We start from the raw sequence: 16740 nt of genomic DNA, 5'->3' as shown, positions 1-16740 counted from the left end.
CCATAGGTGGGAATCACGCCCTGTCAAGGGCTACCACTGGCGATGAACCCCTATCCGCGCAACCTCTTAGCCCGGTTGTAGGCCCGCCGGAATCCGCGCCGGGAGTGCTGTTTCGCGCAGTCACACAGCCAGTGGCGTAGATCAGCAGCAGTCTGTGCCTGTAAGGGGCGACGGTAAGCGGGCCGAGAAAATTCGGCCAACCGTGTAACTATCCGCTCACTGGTCTGGAACTTCGTGATCAGCTGGCGGACAGCCTCACAGCGTCTGGTCGGGCTTAGAAGTCTCCCCTCCGCCAGCTCCTTCAGCGCTGCCTTCTCCAGCTCAGCCTCAGCTAATAGCTTCTTCAGCCGGTCGTTCTGCTTCTCCAAGTCTTTGAGCCGTTTTGCGTCATCTGCTTTGAGCCCGCCGTACTGGTTCTTCTCCCGGAAGTAAGTAGCCTCATTCACCGCGAGCTCACGGGCTACCGCGGCCACGTCATGGCCTTCGGCCAGCATCTGCTCGGCAACTTGAAGCTTACGGATGATCTGCTCCGGTGTGTGCCGTTTTATCTTGTTCGTCATGATCACACCAGTCTTCCCGCCCACCACCAGGGGCCCGAGTACAACTCACACAACTACTGGACCGAATTCAGGGGGGTCACTCCAACCCGACTTCAGTTGGCCAAGAAAATGTTTGAGAACCGTGGGATATGGCACAATCGTGGGCACAGCCACGGCCGACTCGGATGGGTCGCCCCAGTAGAACACGAAGGCCATCACATCATCACCGCGACATGAGAACCCACGAAATGCCGACACCACCGAACCCAGGACGCACCAGGGTCTCCATCAAACTCAGGACGGTTCAGCATTAATCATCAGGTAATAATCCAACGCGGACGGGAGCATCTATTGAGTCCTACGTACTCAGTATCGCGTAATGTGTGATCGTATACCCGCCCAAACGACGGTCCTTGAGGCCAAAAGATTAAGACCAGGAGTTTCTGGCCATGAGTAGCCTTGACGCAGCGCAGTTGAGCGTGCTGAATTTTAGTAGCAAGCCAGCAGCGGTCTGGTTTCGGAACCTCAAAACTAATAGTCCCTCTGGCGTTCACACGGCACAAAATATGGGTGAGCTCGCATCCATGCTTGAATCACATCCCGGTAATTCAGGCCTGGTCCTGGTAAACGACCCCGCGTTGGCTCTCGCGACGGAAATAGACAATGGCAAGGCGACCGATCTGGCCTTGGGAGATTGGATGACAGATGTTCGACTGCTCATTCACTCGTACAGGAGAAACCACTCACGCATGCTCGTGGTGGATAGTGCTCTCACACTCGAGACTGCGGAACCGCTAGGTAACCATCTCAAAAATAAAGTCGGCATTAATCTGGACCGCATGCTTTCGCGCGGCTCAGGCGCAGATCTCAGCAACGAAGAAACTGCGGCCAAGACCATGCCACCGGAGCTCATAGCGATCGCAAGGCTTCTGCTAACGGAGCCTGGAGTGCGTCTGCTGGCAGAGGAGCTCCAATCAATCACCTTGGGATCCTCACAAGGGTCCCCTAATGGCGAAACTATCGACTTCCTACTCAAACTGCATTCGATCGAGACGCAGAAGAAGCGCTCGACGCGGCAAGGAAGCGATCGAGAGGCCTCGGAGCCTAGTAGCGCTGCTACCTTGTCCGAGAACAAGATGCTCGTAGCCGAGATACAAAATCTCCAACTGGAGCGTGAGGCAGACCAAGCACGTCTCGAACAGCTAGATCAACTAACGAGCGACCACGCCGCGACACAGGAGAAACTCAACGCACTTCGCAGAGGCCGAACGTCACGAAGGGTGAAGATCGCAGAGCTCGAGAGCAAGCTTGCGGATCGGCGAAAAGCGCTCAAGACTGCTTGCGCTGCACGAGATCAGTACCGCGAAGAGTCAGTCAAAGCTGGATCCGAACTTGAAAAACGTAATAAGGCTCTGGCTGATCTTCAGGCCGAGAACGAAGAGCTCCGGAAAAACGCAGGACGGCTTGAGACGTACAACAGGCGTCTGCTCAACTCTCGCTCGTGGAGGTATACCAGGGTTCTACGTACGCTGAAGGGTTCGGAGATATAGTGAACACGGAAGTCTCCCACTACGATTTAGTTTACGTGACCCAGGGACACATTGACTTTGCAAATGAAACTTCATTACTCGATGCCACCCGTGTCAGGTTCGTCTCACTAGATCCATCTTGGCACTACCCCCAAGGAAGGTTCGCTGAGGCGCCCGTGCGAGTATCCATCGCATACGGTGCAGTAGAGCCAGACTCAAACAATCCAAAACTCGTCCGCTACAACTTCCCACCTCTGAATTCTCTCCGAGGTCATTTGAGGAACGACTCGCCGGTCCCGGGACTGCGCATGATCAATGAAGAACCCGTCCAAAGCCTTCCATCTACGGTTCTGCTGGACGACGAAGATGGCCAGCTCTTCAGTGATCGCCGACTGATCATTAACTCACCCGGACAGGAACTGCCAATTCTTCGAGCTCTAGCTGCACACGCGGCGCCATTCGCCAGCGTGGAGTTGAGACTACATCCACTCGCTGAAGCGACAGGTACGTCTCCCGATGAGTTTAACCTCAGCAATGTCCTCGACAACGCGGGCTACAGGATCTCCGAACGTTCTACAAACCCAAGTGGGACGATTTCCTACTACGCGCGTCGCTCAACACGCCACTCTGCTCTAGCGAAATCGTTGACGGAACTCGAGTCTCGCATCGCCACGACAGAAACAACGATCGTCGCCGAGCAGCATCACAACAGAGAAAAGCTCGACAAGCTTACAGCAGGTCAACAGCGGTTGGATACAACTCAGGAGTACCTCGCTCGTCAATCGAGAGTAATCAGAGACGGCGTCGAGACTTCGATCGGTCACTTGCGCCGACAGTTCTACAACGTGCAAACAGCGCTCGAGATTTCTAAGCTCAGTGAGCAACCCATCTCCTTACAGCCCTACAACGAGGCATGGCCGATGGCAGGAGCGGACTTACTGGAGTTAATGACTTACATTCTTGACCGACGGCCCCACACGATTCTCGAATGCGGGAGCGGTATGTCCACGGTTTGGATAGGACTCGCTCTCAAACAGCTGGGGCGCGGCAGACTTTACTCTCTCGAGCATGACGATCATTTCCTTGCGCAAACACAACACCTAATTGAAATCAACGGCTTGACAGACCAAGTTTCCATCAATCGGGCTCCGTTAGATGACGTCAGTGTCGGCGACCAGGACTTCGAGTGGTACGCCGTAGATGGTTGGCAGGAGATTTCCGATATCGAGCTACTTATCGTGGACGGACCTCCTCAAAGCACGGGAAAACTTGCACGTTTTCCGGCAGTTCCTATGCTCCTAGACCGATTAGCCGATCGAGCTACAGTAGTCCTGGACGACGCTGACAGGCCCGACGAACAAGAAATCGGCCGCGCCTGGTCAGAACAGTATGGTCTTGACAACATTCGCGAGAGAACCGCCGTAAAACAGCATCGAAGTCAATACTTTAAGTTCCAGCGCGGTGGGGACCCCATAGGGGAGGAGCTAGAACGATGAGAAGCGCAGAGTCCACCGGATCGGTATCGACAGCGAACGCACATTTTAACCAAGGAAATTACCTAGCCGCACTAAAAGAGTACCTACGACTCGAACGGCAATATGGCCGAGATTCTTATCAAGCCAACATCGCATTATGTATACGACGGCTCCGGTTAAAGACCTCAAAACCTTCGAGCCTGGACGACCCGCTGTCACTAGCTGAACTATACGAGTCCATTCGCCATAGAAAAAATGAAGCATCGCGAGTCACCGAAGGACCCCTTGTAAGCGTCATAGTAACTGCATACAACACCGAAACTTTCATTGAGAGCTCAATCGAATCCCTACTGAATCAGACTTATTCGAATATCGAAATCATCGTAGTAAGCGACGCGAGTAAAGACCAGACGCACGACATCGCGCTCAGGCTTAAGAAAACCAACCGAAAAATACGCTTCTATCGCCTTGCAGCCAACCTAGGGACTTACTATGCAAAGAACTACGGCATCCAATTAGCGGAAGGAGAGTTCATTTTCTTCCAGGACAGCGATGACGCCTGTCACCATGAGCGAATCGCGTACGGGATGGGCGCGCTTTTAGCGGACGAAAAGACACTAGTTGCGCGCGGGGAGTACGCGAGGGTCGACCCTGAGTCGCAACTCATTGTGCGCGTAAATGGAACGAACTCAAAATTAGGTCTCATTACTTTGGGGGTAAGAAAGAAAGTCTTCCAAGAAATAGGATTTTTTAATTGCACGACGAAAGCCTCGGACGACGAATTTTTCAATAGGGTTCGTTCTGTGTACGGGAGAAAAGTCGTAAAGAACGTGAATTTACCTCTGTACTTCAACACGATGCGTCCTGGATCACTATTTGCCGACATGGTTCAGTGGAATGACGCCTTTGACATTAGCCAGTCACCTTCCGAATCTCGCCGCTCTTACGTTGACTCATACGAACAAACTCACAACTCATCTTCTAAGGACACGTTTAGAGATACCTTCAGCTTCCCTAGAATACGCGACGCTATTCCCGTTGCAGCTGACATGACTAAGCTGCCAAATCCCCGCCTTCCAGTAATAGCGAATGTCTGCTCAATTCCCAAGCGCGAAGAGGGTCTACGGAGCGTGATTGAAGCGCTAGCACCTCAATGCGACCGGATCGTCGTCTATCTTGATGGCTATGGCCACACGCCGAGCTTTCTCGACCGCAGTGACGTGTCCATCACGGCCATTCACTCAAGTGACAGACCAGGGCTCCGAGATAATGGCAAGTTTATTGAACTGGAACGGCTATCGCAGCGACAGGAAGATGCTTACTACATCACGGTAGATGACGATATCCGCTATCCGGTGGACTATGTACCGCACCTGCTACTAAAACTCAGTGAATATAACGACAGCGCTGTGGTCGGCACGCATGGAGTTATTCTCCCCTCATGGCCCCGCGGTTACTTCTCTGATAATCGGTTCGTCTATAAATTCACAAAGGGTCTCGAAAGTGACAAGGCGGTAAATGTTCTCGGTACTGGAACTACCGCATTCCGGGCTTCCCTATTCCATGGATTCAACTTGTCTAACTTCGCTGAACCGGGTATGGCCGATGTGTATTGGGCGACTCACTGCAAAAACTTGAATGTGCCCATGATTTGCGTGGAGCGCCATACCTCGTGGTTACAGGAGATGTCCTTCTCCCAAGACAACCTGTTTCAGGAGTTCACGGCCGATGATCCCACCCAGTCAGAACTGGTCATATCTAGCGCACCTTGGTCCTACGGAGCTATGCGACAGGCACTCTCGAGTCAGCAATTCAGCTCGAGTCAAATCAACTCAATTCTACCGAGCATATCTTTCCATCAGGACCTTAAGGTCTAGCTCGTTTTAGGGTAAAATATTATGTCAAACCTTTTTTATTTAGATAACCGCTCCGCGATTCAAGTTCATGGTTCCTTTTTATACGGCTACGCCTATACTGATCGCGCTGTGATCTTCGGATCAAAAGGCCTTCGGGATTACCTTAGAGAGAATCCCGAAAATTTGCTGCCAGACGAGGGTCGCTTCGCGGCAATTTTCGTAGATAATGATGAGCTTACGATCAAGGTCGACTCGACAGGGCAGGAGCTATTGTATCTTTACCAAGCTGGGGAAGACTGGGCGATCTCGAATTCTTTCATGCACCTAGTGCACCGTGTGTCCGCAAGTCGTAAACTAAGCTTCTACGAACCTGCGGCGATGAACTTTCACCTCAAAGACGGTAAACACATAGGCGAACAGCTCATCTCACACCGCACGATGGTGAAGCAAATCAAAACGGTTCCACTTGGTCATGAGGTTCGAGTCTCGCGGAGTACCGGGCGATTGAACGTAAAGAAGCTACCATTCCTGCACAAGTATGGGGACTTGGCCTCGGATGGTTACTCGGATTTACTGAAACGCTTCTTGGATCGGAGCTCCGGCTTGCTTCAAGCGATTGCGGCCCACGGGTACGAATTTAATCTTTCGTTGTCCGGGGGGTACGACAGTCGACTAGTTCTAGCGCTCCTCATTCAGTCAGGCGCGGCACCCAACGTCAGGATTTCAAGTCTGACGAGTAAGCCTAATGATTTCAAAGTAGCTAAGTCACTCTGTGACCGATTTAGATTGCCGCTTAATCAGCCCCGAGGAACTTCTAGTCCACGAAATATGTCTTCCTCGGACAGCATAAGAATGTACTTGGAGTCCTGCGGAGGTACATATCTGCCGTTTTATCCCGTCATGCGTAATCGCCTCAATCCCCAAGGGGAGTTCCACCTCACTGGGGACCAGCCGTCTGGGCTAAGCTTCTTGGCGGGGAGAGCAAAGTTTAATGGTGAAGTACCTAAGATCGCGGAAGATATCCGACTCGCTTTGTCGCAGCGCGTACATGGTGAGCAAGTGCGTGAAGATTTTCTCAGTACGTTTTCAGATCTGGGAGTTGCGAGCGAGGACCCTGTGGCTCCGCTGGTCTTTTATAGTGCGATTCGGGCCCGGCACCATGGCGGGCGCAGTTGGTACAAGTCCCTTGGGGATAGTGCCCTCCTGACGCCGTTGATGCACTCGGACTTGATTCGGTTGGATGTGCATAACGTCCGAGCTGGTCACCGGCAGGCATCGAGTGGTTACGGATCGAAGCAGAAGTTCTTTGCCGATGTGTTTTCGGCTATAGGTGGGTGGCCTTTGGAAGAGCCATTCGAGACGGATAACCGCCAGTTTCCTACGGCGTTGCTCGATGAGTCCCCGTTCCGAGGAGGTGTGCGTATCGAGCCCTCGGATTTCGAAGTCTACGGTCACCTCGGCGACATCGAAGCCGACCCGTCCGACAAAACCGTGCCTCCTTTGGATCTAGACCTCTGGGATGGCCCCGATCGTATTCGGCACGACTTAGGGATCCTGCTCAAGAGAACTCGTCAACGAGACGGCAACCTCTTCTCGGCGGATGACTTAGCGACCGCCAGGGACCAAGTTGAGTCCGCAGGCAACCTCAGCCATGAAGCACGCAAGCTTTGCCATGTCGTCTCTGTGGACGTCGTTCAGGCTGCCACTATTGACTAGTGTCGTATCACCTTGGGACCCGGTCGCTAAAATCACTTTGGCTTCGCCAATCAATAAAAGAAGAGTGTCGTTTGCCGTAGAGCTTTTAGGCCTTTTTTACCTCCATCAAGCGGCGCACGTACGCTGACGGTGTACACGTGTCCTGAACAAAGGATTTCGCGCGCTTCTGTTGCGCTTTGTATTTTTCCTCGTCCCACGTCTCGCTTATTACGCTCTGCACCTCGTGCGGTTGTGCGTAAACAGCGGCGTCCCCAAACACGGGCTCAAAGTGCCTCGGCAACACACACACCACACCGTAGCTCATCGCCTCTAGGATCGCCATACCGAACGCCTCGAGCCACCCGTCTGAATGGAAATACACGAAAAAATCGATCTTGTGGGCCAGATACTCCTCAACCTCGATCTCGTTGAAGACATACACCTCCCAGCCCTTCGGCCTTGGAGGGAGATAACCAAGCTTCTTGGGCACCTTCGCACCACCGAGAATACACACCTCCGCCGAACCATCCACCGGATACACCTGACGGAACACTGTCCTATCCGAAGGCCACTTCGCCGCGTCGTCCCGTGCATGGCGGCCGATCACGGGCTTCCGTGATGGGTCGACACGGTTCCGCTCCGCGTACTCTTCCTTCAGGGTAATGATGCCCTTCCAGGAGAAGTTCGCAAGATCCGAAGCAGGCATCATCGGCTGCAGCATCGCGCCGATCTGCTCACTCTGCGGTGCCCAAAGCGGCCGCACCCCAAACAGGCGCTCGACGTTGCGTGTGACCTGCCCCACGTCATAGCTGCGCCGCTGCCCCGAAGGCTCATACGGAGGGTGGTTCGCAACCACCACCGCGCGCCCCACCTTCAAAAGAGCAGGCGTATCACGCACCGCTTGTACAGCCGTCGGCCATCGCACGATCAACAGATCTGAAGACGCCTGTACGTCCAGCGAAAGACGGTCCACCTGGCCCGACAGAACCAGCTCGTCCACCTTCCTGTTGAACTGGCGCTTCGACGCCGATGGAATCAAACCATTCTGGATCGGGAGCACCCCAACTTTGAGGCCCGCTTCCAAGCTCACCGAAATCTCATTGAACAGAGATGTCGAGTTGCCTGCCAAGAAACCAAACTCCGATGCGAAGACCACATCGTAGTGAGGCGGCTCGTGACTCCTCTGAGGCAGAAATGACGGAGGAGCCACGAAACGGCGCTCCTGAGGTGACTTCGGCATGAACGCATCTGTGCCCTCCTCCCGGATGTCACGGTGCCACCGCTTGTAACCCCGCAGATAAGCGCGCCGATCCGGGGCTAAGTATCCCACTCCCATGTCCTCGCGGGTCAGGTTTGCCCCGTCCATGAGAGCAAAAGCCAACGGGGCATCGATGACAGGCTCCACTTTCATCCCGTAGAAGTTCTCCAGACGGCTCTTGAACTCGGAGTCTCCCGACTTTCGCACCGTGTCCCAGTAGCCCAGGTCCTGCAGGACCTGCTCGCGGCGGAACATCAGCGACGGGAGCGACGGGTACACCACTTTGCCGGTGGCTGATCGCATGATGAACTTCAGACTCTCATCAACGCGAATCCAGTTGCTCTCATTGGCAACCAGCTCCGGGTTCTCTATCAGTTGCTTCGCCTGGGTCTCAATCTGTTGTGGATGATGCCAGTCGTCCTTGTCTGCCACCGTCACGAATTCGCCTCGTGCCAGGTCCAGTCCATCGTTCCGCACAGAGTAGGCGCCCCGGTTCTGCTCATTGAAGACCACTCGGACCCGGCTGTCCGAAGCCGCGTAGCTTTCCAACTTCTCCCGGTACTCAGTGGGTTGTCCATTCTCGTCTGTTGGCGGTGACGAGTCATCGACGATGATGACTTCGAGATTCCGCCAGGTCTGGCCGAGCAAAGACGACACCGCAACATCGGTTGCGCGGCTTGGCTCAAAGATGGGCACAATCACGCTGACCAGTGGTCCTTCCTCCACTGGAGCATGCGGCGCCACCACCTCTGAAGTTAGGGTATAGAAGGACATCTCTCCCGGCGCTAGTTGGATCCCCGAGGCGCCGCCTTGGGCCAGCAGCTCATTGAACTCGCTGCGCCACAGCTCTGGAACCTGGACTTCTTTGTTGATGTTCGGGTTCACCGAGTTCAGCGCCAGCAGGTTCTGCGAATAGTCGAACACTGGGTCCGGGTCTACCTCTGCCAGCACTTCAGCGGCTCGTGTGAACTCACCACGCCAAATCAAAAGATCGCCGTAGTAGGAACGGTTGGTAGTCTCAATGCGCTTGGCTCCACGCCACTTCTCCAGCATCCCATAGAGCGTCAGCGCGTCCAGATAATCAATCTCGTCCCTCGGGGCGCTGTACAAGTAGCGGGCAAGAGACAGCACACCCGCAGCCCAATGGTCGCTGCGGAGCTGCTCCTCTGCATCCTCCTGGAACAAATCAATGCGTGCTGACTCCAACAACCCCTGGACCCGCTGAAAGTCGAAGCGTCCCTTGGATGCTGCGTAGGCGAGCACATCGCGGGCGTCACCCATCCGGTTACGCACCGCCGTCTGGGTGAACCAGTCGATCCGACCCGGATTGGCTCGGAGCTCCTTCAGCCAGTACCAGATGGCTCCCGACGAGGGCTCCAAGACATCGCCGCCACCCTGCGAGCCAGCACTGAGAGCCTCAGTGATGTCCTCAAGACTAAGATCCGCCTGCCCGTACTTATATGTGCCCAGGAATGATTCAACGTAGTTCTTTCGGCCTGCCTGTCGAGCCCGCTTCACCAGGTCCGCTGACTTACTCCGTGACGAGGTGCTCAGACTCTGGGTCAGCAGGAACTGGTTGGATGGGTAGAATTTCTTGTCCTCCCAGAGGATCTCCTCGCCGCGAGGGTGCACCGCCCGCAGGACGAGATGTGAGGTCTTTCGGCGCAGCACCTCCACCGGGAGGGGCAGGCTGTATGAGCCGGTCGATATTCCGTACCGTCGGCGCACCTGCTTACTGCCCTCCGAAGCCTCCGCTCTTACCAGGGTGTGGGACCCGTCCGCGGTGACCTCCTCAAGTACCACCTGAACCGGGATATCCAAAGCGGCCGTGTGGAACGCGTGCCCGCCGAACCGGCCGGCGTCCAACTCAGCAGCTGAGAGCACGAATTCGCCATTCTGGTCCTCCACCAATGTTTGAGGCAGGCCAATGGGTCGCCTGCCTCCCCCGTCTCCAAGTCGCAGATCAAAGGTGGTCTCCAAGGAATCACCCACTGTGAACAGACTCATTTGCTCGAAACCGACACCGGCACCGATCTCGACGGCGTAGTCCTGCGAGTGTGTTTCGCCAGAAGCGACGGTCCCACGCGGCTCTGACACCGGGTGCAACACCGCGGTCTCCTCGCCCACGCGCAGAAGCAGACGCCCGTGAAGGCCCTCGCCTGTCAGCCTGACCTGGGCGTAGGTGGCGGTGACGCTGAGCATCTCCAGCTGAATGGCTGAAGCCTGGGTACTCTTCTTCCGCCACGGCTCAAAGATGTCGTTCTCGGTGGCGGCAAGCCGCTCCGCTTCCAGGCCAGCTTTCTCCCGGTGAGCGGACACGAGCCTCAGCGTGGACTGCGCGACCGTGGTGTCGGTGGCATTGACTCGCACCTCTACGAAGTGCTGTTCATCATCGAAGTACTCAGGCGGCACCTGCGCGGAGAAGGCGTACTCCGGCGGCACCGTGACGTCGACTTCTTTGCCGGTGAATCGCAGCTTCTTCTGGTTCGCGCGTTCTTTGAAAATTTCCTGGCCGTCCACCAACACCTGAACTGTGGTTCGAGCACCTGCTCGTGCGACCCATCCGGCCACTTCACCACGTTCGGTGATCCGCACATCCCCGCTGACGGCGGACTCCGCTGAGATCAGAGCATCAGGCGTATCCAGGGCACTCTCAGCGAACGTCTCCCCTGAGGTGGGATCCTGGAGACTGACTTGATATGTCTCGCCTGTCCACAGATTCGGCGGCAATGACCCAAGGAAGCCAACGTTGCGGGTCGGGAACTCGTCCGGGGAAAGCTCCGCGCGAAAAACGTTGCAGGTGAGAGTGGCAGCGTGCTCACCGTTGACCATCACGGCCAGCTTCTGCCTTACCTGAGGCGCATCAGGATTGAACATCCAACCGCTGATGCGGTCTGCGCGGAAATTGACTATCTTGTACTGCATCAACCTACGAATCCCCTAGTGTGAAGTGCCGTCATGCACGGCCCAACTCAGAATAACAGTGAGATGTTTCCCGAACAGGAAATACGACGCCTTGGGCTCCCATGTCCCGACTACACGTCACACTCCAGAAAGAAGATTTCATGGATCGCTCTTGCTCTTTGGCCGCAGACGCCATCGAACGAGGCGGCACGAACGTGCCGGTTCACGAAGTGTCCAGTGTTGAGGATTTCTCACCCTCAGCCAACATGGGTGGGTTGAGGTATCGAGTTCCCGTTGGCGGGCGGGCGACACTTGATGCGCTCCTGGTGGTGAAGTCCAGCGACGTACTCGTGGTGGCTTTCCACGGCATGATGGTCAAGGGCCACCACCACTTGCCGCGCTTCGAGTGGCTCCGAACGCTGCAGAAGACGCCCTACAACTGCTTATATCTGTCAGACCCGACACTCACTCTCGACCCGAAGCTCCTATTGGGTTGGTACATCGGCTGGGAAGAGCTCGATCTCTTTCCCGTTCTAGCATCGGTAGTCTCCAAAGCTGCGGAGGCAGTTGGAGCGAGCTCTGCGCTGCTGGCGGGATCCTCAGGGGGCGGTTTCGCCTCACTCCAGGTTTCTTCCTACCTGCCAGGCAGTATCGCCGTGCCCTGTAACGCGCAGACGAGTATTGGCCGGTACCGCTGGAACGCTCAGGCCAACTTCCTCAGGCGCGTAATGCCGCAGCTCGAACCAGAGCAGGGTTCCCGCCGGAAGTGGGCCAGAGCCCTCGGAGCGCGCGGCTCAGCGCTCAGGCAGTATGCGACTCCCCGTGACAATAGCGTTCTGTATTTCCAGAATCGCCACGATCCCCACCATGTCGAGAAGCACTACGCCCCTTTTCGAAAGGCGATCGAAGCATCTCCCAATGCGCAGAATGTCTGGTTCGAACTCTACGACGGGCCAAACGCGCACGAACCGCCGACTCCCCGATTGTTCCGGGAAAGCATTGCCCAGGGCCTGGAGCGTTTTGGGAAGCCCCAGTAAGGCACCCTGGCCAGAGGCAGTCGGCGGTTATCCTTGTCCCCATGGCGTCTTCCCCCGCAACAACTCCCTCACCGGTGAGCCCACCAACGCCCTATGAGGTTCTGGTCCGTGATCTCCTTGCGAAGCACGGCACCGAGATTAACCTGTGGGAGCAGGTGGAGAGCCACCGAGGCAGCCTTCTGGACGACGCGAAGAGGCGGCGCAGGATCACCCCGCAGCGCCTCTCGCCCTCCAAGGGACAATTTCTGTACTCACTTTCCCGGGCCGGAAAAGTCATCGGCGGCCTTGACGGCCGGTATTCAACGCTAGTCAGCCACCAGAGTCGCCGAGCCGCCCAGTCTCGGCAGATTATGCGGCAATACCTCAGCGCTTCCTCTATCCCCGTGGCGCCGGGGCATGTTTTCCGGCCGGAACAAGAGTCCTCCGCCGAAAGGTTCGCAGGCGGATTCAGCACTCCTGTGATGATTCGTCCTGCCTCTCGGCAGACCACGGGCGGCGTGACCACGATGGTTGAGGGTGCACAGGGCTTTCGGGAAGCCTGGAAGAAGGCCTCCGAGGCCTGCTCCGATTTACGACCGTTGGAGCGTCTCATCGAGGTAGAAGCCCTCTCCGAAGGGCTGCTGCTGCGCGTCTACGTTGTGCGTGAGACCGTGTGGGCCGCCATTGTGCGTATCCCCCTGTACGTGGTGGGAGATGGGAAATCTGACACGGCCACACTTCTCAGGAAAGAAGAGACACGCCGCAAGAAGTGCGCGTACCTCAAGAAACGTTCAGTCAGTCAGGAAACGGCACCGCAAGAAGGACCTAATGGTGTTTCTCAGGATGTTCCTGAAGGCGGCTCTGTGGTGTTCTTGGACTCTGAACCGATCGCAGAATCTTCCGGGGCGTTGAGCGCCGACGTACTAGAGACTGTCAGCCCGGAGCTGAAGAGCCTTGCCGTGGACGCGATGTGGGCCTTCCCAGGGCTCGCAGCCACAGCGGTGGACATCATGACTCCCTCACTCGATAGCGCTGAAGGAGCAGTGGTGGTCGATGTGAACCCAGGTGCTGATATCTCTGAGTTCCTATACCCCGCCTATGGCACACCGAGGCGAGTAGGGTTGGCGATTCTCGACCAGATGATCGCGACGTCCCGCTGACTCGCTCGAGAGGCGAGTTGCGCGGCCGTCTCACTAGTACTTGTGGTGCTCGCTGGCTGTGATTCTTTTCTGCGTAGATCCCACGTGAAGTTGAGCTTGGCGGACCGCGCTGACGTATTCAGTGAAGGCATCGGTCGTCAGGTCCACGGCAACGGCGTCAAAATGGGCCCACTCGGTGTTGCCGAGCTTGACGTGCTTCTCCACCATCTCCGCGCCTGCAGCCACAGCAAGAGCCGAAGCCATCCAACCGTAGTCATGGCTGGAGTACCCCGGAACAATCCTGGGACCTTCCTGCTGTTTCTGCTGAGCAGCTAAGTTCGCGTAGTGGCGCACCACGCCGATGTTGGTGTGCTCGTCCGGAGTGGGATAAGCCGAGTTGCAGTGCAACAGGTAGAGAGCCTCTTGCTGGGTGAAGGTTTGCAGAAGCCAGTCCTCATAGGACTTATCTGTCATGCCTGTGGAGATGACCACTGATCCGCTGTAGTTCTCAGCGACGTACTTCAGATAGTCCCGCTTCTCCGAGATCGTGGAGGGGAGCTTGACCAGGGGCACCTCAACGTCATTGGTCAACCATTGGAAGGAGGGCTTGTCCAAAACCGAAGCGAACCAACCAATACCTAGATCTTTCGTTAGCTCATCAAGGAACCTGAAACCGTCTTTGCCAAGCTCAAGCTGGCGCCGGTAATCACCGAAGGTATTGCCGAATGGTGACTTATAAGCTGATGCGAGTTGTTCTTGCGTGTAAAAGGTCTCGACATCGCGCTTCTGCACCTTCACCCAGTCAGCCCCCGCAGAATGCGCAGCGCGCACCAACTTCTCCAAACGGTCGAGGTCACCGAAGTGATTCGTAGTGATCTCCGCTGTGACTTCCACAGTCGGCATGATCACGTCTTCGTAGTCGACTGGCTGCGGCACGTCAGATTCTTCGACGGCAACGTGGAAGCGCTCATTGAGCAGCTCTGCGGTGAGCTGGGAGAACTCGCGAGTGCCGACGTGCTGAACGTCAAGATTCGTATCTTTGAGCGTGTAGAGAGCGTTCTGCAGGATGTACTCCTGCAGTTCGATTCCTGCCCGACGACGGGCTGAGAGTTCCGGACTGTACTGGGAGGAGGCAGCCCGGGCCTGTCCAGCGTCAGGGGTGAAATCGAAACCGACCATGTAGACGGTTTGTTGCCGATCACGGTGGTCGGCAATCGCGCGGGCGATCTCGAGTCCGGTGAGGAACATCGCCTCTTCAATGGCGACTTCGCTGCGGTCCTGGAAACGCAGTAGCACCTGGTCCTCAGCGTCATTGGATAGTGGCTGGAAGGGCAGACGGACCACTGTGCGGTCTGGAGCGCGGAAACTGGTGGAGGTCACGTAAGCGCTGGAACGGAGACCATCCTCAGCGACCGACTCCCCCACCCAGTCCTCGTAGAAGATAGTGATATCCGTCGGGTGGATGCGCTCAGCATCATTGATGCCGATGACCACTGCATCCTTGAAAACTCGCGAATGTACTTGATCGGCAGAGGGCCCTTTGCCCAGGATGACAATGGTGTCAGAGCTGTACTGAGCGGCCGTGGAAGCTGCCAAGCGGGAAATCGACTCTGCAGAGGGCTTCATCATGATGGGTGCCTTCACCACTATCTTTCGCATTGAATCTTGGACCAGATCACTCCCGAAAACCTTTCCGGGGACGCATCCATAAGGAGGCATTGCGCCACGCTCAGTGTAGTCCGCCCTCATCACACCGTAACTAGCGTGACGACACGAGGTTCGCGCTGTTTTCGAAGCCTCGTCACGAAATGTGCCTATGATGGTCCGCGTGACTGCGACTGTAGAGAACGTAAGNTAGCGTGACGACACGAGGTTCGCGCTGTTTTCGAAGCCTCGTCACGAAATGTGCCTATGATGGTCCGCGTGACTGCGACTGTAGAGAACGTAAGTGTTATTGGTACTGGTTATCTTGGTGCTACCCATGCTGCGTGTATGGCTGAGCTGGGGTTCAACGTGGTCGGGGTCGATATCGACCCAGAGAAGATCGCCTCCCTCTCCGCCGGTGACCTACCCTTCCATGAACCCGGCCTGCCCGAACTTATCCGCAAACACGTCCAATCAGGACAACTGCGCTTCACCACCGACCTCAACGACGTCGGCGCCTGGGCCGATGTGCACTTCATCGCCGTGGGCACCCCCCAAGTCAAGGGCGGCACCGGGGCTGATATGACCTACGTCGATGCCGCCACCACCACCCTCACCCAAGCCATCACCAAAGACAGCCTCATCGTGGGTAAATCCACTGTCCCCGTCGGCACCGCAGCACGCCTCGCCGACCTCGTCCAGGACACCAAAAACCCCGGGGTGAATGTCTCCCTGGCCTGGAACCCCGAGTTTTTGCGCGAAGGCTTCGCCGTAGAAGACACCATCACCCCCGACAGGCTCGTCGTCGGCACCACCCACGAGGACGACGAGAACGTCCTCCGCCAGGTCTACGCCGAAGCCCTAGGCCGGGATACCCCGTGGATCAGCACCGACTACCAGACCGCGGAACTGGTCAAAGTCGCCGCCAACGCGTTCCTGGCCACGAAGATCAGCTTCATCAACGCCTTCGCTGAAGTCACCGAAACCGTCGGCGGTGACATCACCACCCTGGCAGATGCCATCGGCCACGACACAAGGATCGGCCGTAAATTCCTCAACGCCGGAGTCGGCTTCGGCGGCGGGTGCCTGCCCAAAGACATCCGAGCCCTACAAACACGGGTCGCGGAACTCGGCCTGGACCATTCGATGCGGTTCCTTGATGAAATGGACCAGATCAACCTCCGCCGGCGTAAAAAGGCCGTCGCTCTGGCCTTCGACCTGCTCAGCCAAGACGTCATCGGTAAAAAGATCGCCGTCCTGGGCATCACGTTCAAACCGCTCTCCGATGACGTCCGCGACTCCCCCGGCCTCGACGTCGCCGCCCGGCTCTTCAACGCCGGTGCTGACGTACAGGTTTATGACCCACAGGGCAGCCACAACGCGGCGAAACGCTACCCACGCATCACCTACACCCCCACCCTGGATGAGGCCGTCACCGGGGCAGAACTGGTCATCCTCACCACCGAATGGGACGAGTTCAAAACCCTCACCCCCGAGAACCTCAACAACAAAGTCACCACCCGCCGCATCATCGACGCCCGCAACGTCCTCAACCCCACCACCTGGGAAACCGCCAACTGGACCTTCACCCAACTCGGCCGCAAACAGCCAGAAGGCTCAATCTGAGGGGTCACCCGAACAACGAGGGGAAGGTGAGGGCGCTCAGCAGTGCGCCATCACCGCCT

Annotated in this window: 9 protein-coding genes and 1 pseudogene; 7 read left to right on the top strand and 3 right to left on the bottom strand. The window is 56.6% G+C overall.

Features of this window, described 5'->3' with window-relative positions; genetic code table 11:
- Positions 1–65 precede the first annotated feature (65 nt).
- A pseudogene (locus FEF26_RS11500) lies at positions 66–560 on the bottom strand (transposase); the annotation flags it as partial.
- A gap of 428 nt (positions 561–988) precedes the next feature.
- On the opposite strand from FEF26_RS11500, the gene FEF26_RS11495 reads away from it, so the two are divergent.
- The 4 genes from FEF26_RS11495 to FEF26_RS11480 all read left to right on the top strand — a co-directional run bounded on the left by FEF26_RS11495 (position 989) and on the right by FEF26_RS11480 (position 7115).
- A complete protein-coding gene (locus FEF26_RS11495; protein ID WP_138253679.1) occupies positions 989–2089 on the top strand; it encodes a hypothetical protein in 1101 nt (366 codons plus the stop codon).
- A gap of 287 nt (positions 2090–2376) precedes the next feature.
- A complete protein-coding gene (locus FEF26_RS11490; protein WP_138253678.1) occupies positions 2377–3564 on the top strand; it encodes a class I SAM-dependent methyltransferase in 1188 nt (395 codons plus the stop codon).
- Entirely contained in the window at positions 3561–5420 is a 1860-nt protein-coding gene (locus tag FEF26_RS11485) for a glycosyltransferase family 2 protein (protein WP_138253677.1), read from the top strand. The genes FEF26_RS11490 and FEF26_RS11485 overlap by 4 nt, the downstream gene beginning before the upstream one ends.
- Before the next feature lie 21 nt (positions 5421–5441).
- Positions 5442–7115, top strand: coding sequence for a hypothetical protein (locus tag FEF26_RS11480; protein ID WP_138253676.1), 1674 nt, complete (start codon positions 5442–5444; stop codon positions 7113–7115).
- Between the two features lie 85 nt (positions 7116–7200).
- On the opposite strand, the gene FEF26_RS11475 is transcribed toward FEF26_RS11480, so the two are convergent.
- On the bottom strand, positions 7201–11277 hold the full coding sequence (locus FEF26_RS11475; protein WP_138253675.1) for a glycosyltransferase: 4077 nt from the start codon (positions 11275–11277) through the stop codon (positions 7201–7203).
- Between the two features lie 140 nt (positions 11278–11417).
- On the opposite strand from FEF26_RS11475, the gene FEF26_RS11470 reads away from it, so the two are divergent.
- Complete coding sequence (locus tag FEF26_RS11470) at positions 11418–12293, top strand: hypothetical protein (protein ID WP_138253674.1); 876 nt, start codon at positions 11418–11420, stop codon at positions 12291–12293.
- 41 nt (positions 12294–12334) lie between these two features.
- A complete protein-coding gene (locus FEF26_RS11465) occupies positions 12335–13432 on the top strand; it encodes a hypothetical protein (protein WP_138253673.1) in 1098 nt (365 codons plus the stop codon).
- A 33-nt stretch (positions 13433–13465) separates the two neighbouring features.
- Here the strand turns inward: FEF26_RS11465 and FEF26_RS11460 are convergent, their stop codons facing one another.
- Positions 13466–15040, bottom strand: a complete 1575-nt coding sequence (locus FEF26_RS11460; protein WP_166433011.1) for an N-acetylneuraminate synthase family protein — start codon at positions 15038–15040, stop codon at positions 13466–13468.
- 282 nt (positions 15041–15322) lie between these two features.
- Between FEF26_RS11460 and FEF26_RS11455 the strand changes: the two genes are divergently transcribed.
- The gene (locus FEF26_RS11455; protein ID WP_138253671.1) at positions 15323–16681 is read left to right on the top strand and encodes a UDP-glucose dehydrogenase family protein; all 1359 of its coding nucleotides are present in this window, start codon (positions 15323–15325) and stop codon (positions 16679–16681) included.
- Positions 16682–16740: the final 59 nt, after the last annotated feature.

The sequence above is a fragment of the Nesterenkonia salmonea genome (assembly GCF_005771525.1).
Lineage (GTDB): Bacteria > Actinomycetota > Actinomycetes > Actinomycetales > Micrococcaceae > Nesterenkonia > Nesterenkonia salmonea.
The sequence above is the reverse complement of the archived record's forward strand: the minus strand, read 5'-3'. Positions and strand labels throughout refer to the sequence as shown.